We start from the raw sequence: 8,467 nt of genomic DNA, 5'->3' as shown, positions 1-8,467 counted from the left end.
CGGAACAAACGAACCTGTCGCCCAGCCGATACTGCTGATCGGGATCTCAACACCCATACGAAAGTGTCTATCAAATGGGAACATGATTCCGGTTGAAATAAAGGTCTTTCCTTTGAGCGCGGCCTTAACGAACGGTTGATTACTCCAATTGCGCTTAGCAAACGGTACACTGGGTGCCTCGCTTTGAAATACCAAATGCCCGCCGGCATCAACAATATTAACCCCGCCCCGCGCTACGGCAATATCAAGTATATTGCCAAGCTCGTCCGCTTTTATCGAAGTGCTGACAATTCCTACAAGCGACCCTCCCCTCCTGATTCCAACGGCGATAATAAACCCCAGGCTACCATCGATGTCTCGCTGCAGATTGCCGATTGCCGAATCGGCGCCACGCAGTACCGCTTTGACCTCCGGGTGGTTAGCCCTGTTCTGCCCAATAGTTTTTGTAAGCGATGCCGCAGTAACCATACCGTTTTTATCCATAAACGCTACGTTCGAGATAGGAGAGGGGTGACTGATTATTATTCCCGAAGCATGTTTGCTTCCCGCAATCCTGGACAAGAGTTTATTCGCATCAACAACGCTTAGCTTCTGATCGACGATGGTGTCGCCCACATCTAGTTCCGTCTCAACGATTTGGTCGATAAAGAGGTTGAAATTCGAGGCCGCAAGCCTCGCGATCTCCATCCTCTCGGTTAGCGCAGCATTTTGGTCCGCCCTGTATCTTCCATAAAAGGAAACACCCAGCAAAGTGATAAGAGGTATCGCAATCAACAGGTAAATGATGATTAACTTTGTCCTAATGCCCATCCGTCGATATGGCCGCACCCCAGCTCCTCATTGTCGCTCGAAAGCTGATAGACGATAGATCCTGGCATTTTAGATACCCAAATTCTGTTGAGACGACCCTTCTGTACGCAGCTCATGAGGACCCTGTGGGTAGTAAGCACTAACTATTTAATACTTCCGACTATATTAAGCGTAAGTACCTGCTTGCCGATGATTTTACTAGATGTTTTGCGTGTTCACAGGGATGTTCTAATTATTGATACGGTTGAGAATTTACTATGAATGATTCTGCTATGAGAGGCTTAAAAAAGAAAACGTTGTTTACCGTGATAATCGCAGGAGCAATCCTGCCAAACATCCTTGCCTTGGTACTCTGGTACTCTGTTTATTCTGCGCCCGGGCAATCCGGCAAATCTCTGCAGTATTTTCTCTATATCGCGGTCTTTAATATTGCCTACACCATATTCAGTGGGATTATGGCCTTGCTGAAAATCAACTATCCCCTGCACAGGCTTACGCTTGCCGCCGAGCAAATCGCTGAGGGCAACCTTAATGTTAAATGTGACTATCACGGTGCCAAAGAGATGGACAGGCTTGTTGGGGCGTTTGACAACATTCGCAAAAACATGGAGAACTCGTATGGCGCCATCCAGGAATATATTGATGAGTTGAGGGGCAGGGTAGAAGAGTTAAAACTTCTAACGGATATCGATTCAGCAATCCTCGGCGGGCAGAGAATCGACTCGATATTTAACCTGATAACCGAGGGCATTTGCGAGCTTGTAGGGGCCGATTATTGTTGCATCGCTTTACTTGACGGCAATCAGCGCATACAGGTTCGAAGCCTGCATGGTTTCGGACCGGATGAAAGCCGCCAGCTTATCAAAGGGATACGCGGGAAGACCCCCAGCATCAATATTTGTCCGGCCATCGCATCAGGGCAAATGCTTCTGCTGGGCGATTTAAACGATTCTGATTTAAGCGAGGATGCGCGGGAGATGTACGCCCGCTTTAATGTCAAGTCGATGATCGCCGCACCGCTTTCAGTCGATGGTGAGTCGATTGGCAGTGTCGTTATCTGGTATAAGGACCGCCAGGAGTTCAACGACATGGTTGTAAACAGGTTCATACTTTTCGCCGACCAGATTTCGGTCGCGTTAAAGAGCGCCCGGCTCGTCGATGGTATCCGCAACTTGACTATTGAGGTCATCAGAGCGCTCGCCAAAGCTATTGATGCCCGCGACTCGTATACGGCCAACCATTCCACCCGGGTCAGTAAGTTTGCCGTTGCCCTTGCTCAGGAGCTTGGCATGAACCAGAGAGACGTTGAAACTATCGAATATGCAGGTCTCTTGCATGATATAGGGAAGATAGGCATCGATGAGCGGATTCTGAACAAGCCGGAAGCCCTTACCAGGCAGGAGATGGAGATAATGAAAAGCCACTCCTGCATGAGTGCCGATATAATAAAACCCATCGAGTTTCTGAAAGACGCCGTGCCGATCGTCAAACACCACCATGAGTGGTTTAACGGCGGCGGTTACCCCTCTGGTTTAACGGGCGATGCGATTCCCTACGGTGCGCGTATCCTGGCGGTGGCCGATGCCCTTGAGGCCATGACTTCAAGCAGGCCATACCGCGAGGAAATGTCCCTCAGGCACGGTGCCGAGCGGCTGAGATCCGGTTCAGGCACCCAGTTCGATCCCACAATAGTCGAGGTTATGCTCAAGGTCATCGAGCGCATAGAATTGATAGACAGCCTCGACTCAGAGAGCGCCTTCGATGATGATCCCCTGATTGGATTCGAGGATGCAGTTTAGCCAAGCCATCCAGGTTCTGCTTCAACTACCCGGTTTTTGGGAACTCATATAGCAAGAAGCTAAAGAGATACCTAAAGAGATACATGAAGCGATAATTGGAGGGATGATATATGGCGTCTCGCCAGCATTTGTACGATATATTCAACCAGTTCCTGCGTCTTGCACGGACCGCGAAACTTCAATACGAGCAGCATCTCACAAATATAGATCACGAACCGGCCCAAAGCATCCTGGCTACCATCACCAATGAAGAGAACCAGCATATCCAGTGGCTGGTGACAGCTATCCAGGATACCGGCGGGGTTCCAGCGGCAAATCACTACGAAACCGTAAATCCCGAGGTATTCGAGCATATGATGAGAGCCAATTACGACCTCGAGTCTCAAATAGTGAGCGAATACGAGCTTCACCTTGACGAGATATGGGACCCCCAACTATCTGCGCTTGCAGAGGCCATTCTCAAACAAGCCCAGGCACACAAGGAAGAATTCCGCGGACTTCTCGAAGATTTCGGAACCGATGAGCTGATGGACGAAGCCGGATAGGGTGGAGTGAAGCCGGATAGAACCTATTTTTCGCTAGACCGTCCTGAAAGCTATCGATTATACTAAGACCCATGCAGAATAACCAGGAGAACATAAGCCTGCAGCGGGCTAAAAAGGGCATACTGACTGTAGTGCTTCTCGGCATCGTAACGGTAGGTGTAATCATAGCCCTTACCTTTAACCAGCGTACACTCCTGGCGCTCTCAAGAGTCAATCTTACCTTTCTGGGGCTTGCGGTTCTTGGTATTTTCTTGAGCTGGGTCTTTAGCGGACTACCGTTTTACCTTCTGACCAGAGTGATAAAAAAACCCATCGGCTTTATCGCTTCGCTGCGCGTTTATCTTGGCGGAACATTCTTCGGTTACATCACGCCATTTGGCTCCGGGTTGATCCCGACTCAAGTTTATATCTTAACAGCCGATGGTTTAACCCCCGGAGAGGCGACTGCTGTCACCAGCAGCAGGGCGACTATATCATCATGGCTTTTTGTTGTGCTAGGACTGATGATTTTCATTGTTTTCAGATCATCTCTCCCGGGTTCGGTTAAATTAAGCCTGCTAGGTATCGCTGCCGCCGCGGCCATATGGTCGCTTATAACGTTGTTTTTTATCAAGCAACCGGCACGCGCCAAAGCCTCGGTGAGTCGTATCCTCCAGGGACGCATACTGGTCAGGTGGTTCGGTGAGGAGCGGCTCGGTAAGGCGAGGGACAGGATTCACCACGAGATCGATAATCTGAGCCTGAACTTGAAGGACTTGTTTTCTCTCAAAAACGCCCCTTCGATCATCGCTGTATTCTTAAGTGAGGTTGTCGCGTGGTTTGGCCTGTTTTCGGTACTGCCGCTTGTTTTGTTCGGCTTTGGGGTGTCGGGTAATCTAGGTCAGCTTGTCTTCAGAATATTTCTGCTCTTTGCCGTCGCACCTGTGAGCCCTACGCCCGGCGGCAGCGGCGTCGTCGAAGCGGCGCTGACGGGTATCTTGCAAGGGCTTGTTCCAAGCGAGATCATCGGTCTTATCGTTCTTGTCTGGCGTTTTCTTACTTATTACTTGACGCTTTTAATTGGAGCGGCATTTGTTTTGAGGTTCATCTCAAAAACCTCATCTACTAAACCATCAAAAGCTCAAACACCTCAGCAATCCAACCGCTAGGCGCTATCTAAACCGAAAACGTCTGTGCCTACATTCCTGCACGTCATTCGCGCGGGTCGTAAAACAGCATCTTAACTGCGCATTTATTGTTTCCATCGGACAAAAGCGGGTACAAAGATAATGTAAGGGGGTGGATGTAATGGCTATGAGGACAACTAATACATTCTGGAATATAGTGTATGTGGTACTTGCAGTTCTGGTTATTCTGGCCCTGTTGCAGTTGCTCGGCATCTTCAGCTTCAGTGTTGCTCTGGCGAACTTCATCTACATCGTTACAGTCGTTGTGCTGGTACTGGCGGTTATCCACTGGGCTGGACTGATATAATGTAACAGGCCGCAAGCAAAAAGTGGGGGCTTCGGCCCCCTTTCTTTTTTTACCTGCATCCCGGCCCATTCGTGCCGATTACGGTTTGGTGAGGATCTCTATATTGTTGCCGGAGAGCGCGGTTTTTACCCCGTTTCGTATATCCCTGGCAATCGCATCCTGTGCTCCGGATGCGGTCATGGCTGTGATTCTGAATAGCATCGTGTTTTCTCTAAAATCCTCAATACCCGTGACCTGGGGATCTTCTAACAAAGTATCTTTCCATCTACCGGACGAGGCGACACTTGCAACCGTGTCCTTAATAAGAGTCATTACTCTCATATGGTCTTCGGTGGTAGGCACCCCGATATCCACGATTGCCCTTGACCATCCACGCGACTGGTTGATGACGACGTTTATCTGACTATTGGGGATGATGTGGACGTTGCCTTGAAAATCCTTGAGCTTCGTGGTACGCAGGCTGAGGTGTTCGACGGTTCCCCTATCGTTTCCAATTTGCACCAGGTCACCTACGCTGAACTGGTTCTCAAAGAGGATAAAGAAGCCGGAAATAAAATCCTTAACCAGACTTTGAGCGCCGAACCCTATCGCGATACCTACGATGCCGGCGCTTGCAAGAATCGGACCGATGGGTACGGAGATTATTTCTAAAACAACCAGGATGGTGACGAAGAATATGACAAATCTGGCCAGCGCATCCAGAACGGCGCCAAGAGTTTTAGCACGGAGCTTCGCTTCCTCGGCGCTTAGAAACGTGTCTCTACTGATCAACGAGACACTGTGATTTATCGCGATGCTTAACAGGCGGTAGGCAATGAATCCGGCCAGGAGCGCAACAGCGACCTGCCATCCATGGGTAGAAAGCCAATCGATTGCCCTGTTGGCAAAGCTGGTGATGGTGCCGGTTTTAATTGTCTGCGAGAGGCCGCTCGCACAGATTAGTTTGGTCACGATACTCCTTTAAATCGCATTTACCTACCGAATGGCGATAGACCTACACTAGCCAAGGATAAACCATTCTAAATAATCTGGGCAACCCCGAATCCTGCTGGTAATACCTGGGATATATTCCTAAGGTAAATACTGGAAAATACCGATAGTCTAATTAAGAACAAAAGCGGCACAACCCCCAAAATTTAGTCGCAAAATTTCCGGTTTTAATTGACGAAAACAGCCTTTGTGCGTATACTTTAATTAAGGCAAAAAAGTCAGATTTATTTGAAAATTTCAAATTGGAAGGGCCTAGGATAGTAGATGAAGACCGGCGTACCCCACCAGAACGGATGGGATCGACGGGCGGGCATAAGTTGTCATGCAGAAGAGGTTCCTGAAGGTATGTTGGGTGAGTCAACCCGAGGTGTTTGCAGGGAATCCTTAATGAGCCCCAGTAGGGGAAGGGCAACGTTGCGAAGGTTATCTTGGGCTCTTTCTGTTTTTTTGTTGTAGCGTGCCGTAAGTCTTGCATTTGACTTAAAGAATATCGGGTGTAGCATAAAACTAGAGAAGTAAATAATGACCGGGAATCTGAGATTCCCGGTCATAGTTGTCTAAAAGTGGGCATATAAGAAACCCTGCAATATCTGGTGGAGATTGAAATCGTAGTGTACGCGACGATGGCTCGCAGTAGGTTTAATTTTCGCGAAGAAGGGTAAATAATAACCCGAACGTCGGATCTTTGAAAAATTTACATTCTCACGAAAGTGAGACTAGGCCGGAAAAAGCCGATTGAATCGTGGAGCCTCGCTGGATGATATCCTGTGAGGTTTTAATATCTGCGGGTTTGGTCCCGGCCCAGGACGAACGCTGGTGGCATGCACTTGCCCCGACAAGTCGAGCGGGCGTCCCGGTAAATACCGGGAGGCCGAGCGGCGAACGGCGGAGTAACGCGTAGGCAACCTGCCTCAAAGACCGGGATACCTCTCCCCCAGGAGGCTAGTAGATCGATGCTCCTTCGGTAGCGACCTGCCCGAAAGGGTAAGGCCTAGTTTGAAGGAAATGTGATCGAACGTCACCCGGGAGGGGGCTAATACCGGATAAGCTCACACCCTTTCGGGGGTGCGAGAAAACGGTAGCCCTTAACTAAGGCTTCCGCTTTGAGATGGGCCTGCGTCCTATCAGGTAGTTGGTGAGGTAACGGCCCACCAAGCCGATGACGGGTAGCTGGTCCGAGAGGATGGTCAGCCCGACCGGGACTGAGACAAGGCCCGGACCCGAAAGGGTTAGCGGGGTGGAATCTATCGCAATGCGCGAAAGCGTGACGATGCAATGCCGCGTGAAGGAAGAAGGTCAGGAAAACCCTGATCGTAAACTTCAGTCCGTGGGGAGTAAGCCCAGGGGGTTAATAACCCTGCTGGGTGAAAGTACCCGCGGTAAGAGCGCCGACAAACTACGTGCCAGCAGTCGCGGTTAAACGTAGGGCGCAAGCGTTGTCCGGTATTACTGGGCGTAAAGGGTACGTAGGCGGCTGGGTGTATCGGCTGTGAAAGCCTCCCGGAAAACGGGAGGAGGTCAGCCGAGATTATCCTCCTAGAGCGCAGTGGAAGGAAGTGGAACTCCCGGTGGAGCGGTAAAATGCGTTGATATCGGGAAGAACCCCGAACGGCGAAGGCAGCTTCCTATACTGACGCTGACGCTGAGGTACGAAAGCCAGGGGAGCGATGCGGTTCGACACCCGCGTAGTCCTGGCTGTAAAAGTTGGGCACTAGCTCTCGACCCTCAGGAAGGCCGGGGGCGAAGCTAACGCGATAAGTGCCCCGCCTGGGGAGTACGGCCGCAAGGCTGAAAACCAAGGGACCTGTGGAGATCTGCACAATCGGCGGCGAGTGTGGTTTAATGCGACTTCGAGCGCAGAACCTTACCAAGGCTACCTTCAGGAGCAAGCCGGCGGAAACGCTGGCCCTCTTTGTAAGCGCTATGGGCACCCCATAGTTGCTGCAAAGACCCCTGCAGGCAGGTGTATATAGTCACCGTTAGCCCGTGCCGTGAGGTGTGGGGTTAGCTCCCCGTAACGGGCACAACCCCTTGCCCTATGTTGCCATCGGATAATGCCGGGCACTCATAGGGGACTGCCCGCGAGCGAAGTGGGAGGAAGGTGGGGACGACGGCGGATCGGCATGCACCGGATGCCTTGGGCGACACACACGCGACAGTGGCCGGTACAAAGGGGTCCGAACCCGCGAGGGGGAGGAAATCCCAAAAAGCCGGTCGTGGTGCGGATTGCAGTCTGAAACTCGACTGCATGAAGATGGAGCCGATAGTAATCGCAGATCAGAAAGCTGCGGTGAATACGTTCTCGGGTCTCCCTCATATAGCCGGCCACGTCCACCGAAATGTGGGACGCATCGAAGGCATGCGGCCCAACCGGATCCCGGTGAGCCGAAAGGTTTGCTGGGACTCTGGAAGGCACGTGCCGAGAGTGCCTCCATTAAGGTGGTCGTTGGATGGGCATGCTGCCCGTACCGAGAGGTGTGGGCGTATCTGGCCTAGAAAGTTCCGGAAAGTGTTCCGGCTCCGGGTTCCCCTGTGGGCAACCCACAGGAACACCTGTCCGGGACATCTGCAAGGCACAAGTCTTGCAGCTGAAGGTTCAAGGTTCGAACCCGAGGCCGAAAGGTTTTCTTTCGATGTTGGGTAGGCACCCGCCTGGAACCTTGAACCTTGAGCACTTATCAGGGTTCGGGGTCCGGGGCCCAGGGTCCAGGGGATTAAGACCTTGCTGGTGCCACGGATCAAAGCCTTGATTATGATCCTTAATAACAATATAGCGTGCATAGACGAGCGAATATCAAGTGATTTACGGGCATATGGTGGATGCCTTGGCGCTAGGAGCCGATGAAGGGC

The 8,467-nt window shown here is 51.2% G+C and carries 6 protein-coding genes and 1 rRNA gene; 5 read left to right on the top strand and 2 right to left on the bottom strand.

The genetic code is table 11. The features are described from left to right. Positions 1-828: hypothetical protein (locus ACYC56_RS09965; protein ID WP_461374030.1), on the bottom strand; the 828-nt coding region annotated here is incomplete at its 3' end. A gap of 254 nt (positions 829-1,082) precedes the next feature. Here ACYC56_RS09965 and ACYC56_RS09960 point away from each other — a divergent pair. The 4 genes from ACYC56_RS09960 (at position 1,083) to ACYC56_RS09945 (ending at position 4,627) form a co-directional block, all read left to right on the top strand. Next, positions 1,083-2,609, top strand: coding sequence for an HD domain-containing phosphohydrolase (locus ACYC56_RS09960; protein ID WP_461374029.1), 1,527 nt, complete (start codon positions 1,083-1,085; stop codon positions 2,607-2,609). Between the two features lie 110 nt (positions 2,610-2,719). Next, positions 2,720-3,154 (top strand): ferritin-like domain-containing protein, encoded by a 435-nt coding sequence (locus tag ACYC56_RS09955; RefSeq protein ID WP_461374028.1) that lies wholly within the window; start codon positions 2,720-2,722, stop codon positions 3,152-3,154. Between the two features lie 71 nt (positions 3,155-3,225). Beyond that, positions 3,226-4,302, top strand: a complete 1,077-nt coding sequence (locus ACYC56_RS09950) for a lysylphosphatidylglycerol synthase transmembrane domain-containing protein (RefSeq protein WP_461374027.1) — start codon at positions 3,226-3,228, stop codon at positions 4,300-4,302. A gap of 139 nt (positions 4,303-4,441) precedes the next feature. Beyond that, entirely contained in the window at positions 4,442-4,627 is a 186-nt protein-coding gene (locus tag ACYC56_RS09945) for a hypothetical protein (protein WP_461374026.1), read from the top strand. Positions 4,628-4,705: 78 nt separating this feature from the next. Here ACYC56_RS09945 and ACYC56_RS09940 read toward each other — a convergent pair whose 3' ends face one another. Next, positions 4,706-5,578, bottom strand: a complete 873-nt coding sequence (locus ACYC56_RS09940; RefSeq protein ID WP_461374025.1) for a mechanosensitive ion channel family protein — start codon at positions 5,576-5,578, stop codon at positions 4,706-4,708. A gap of 817 nt (positions 5,579-6,395) precedes the next feature. Here ACYC56_RS09940 and ACYC56_RS09935 point away from each other — a divergent pair. Then, positions 6,396-8,114 (top strand): 16S ribosomal RNA (locus tag ACYC56_RS09935). Positions 8,115-8,467: the final 353 nt, after the last annotated feature.

The sequence above is a fragment of the Candidatus Aquicultor sp. genome, from assembly GCF_054640775.1.
Note: the sequence above shows the minus strand (reverse complement) of the source record. Positions and strands in the feature narration are given on the sequence as shown.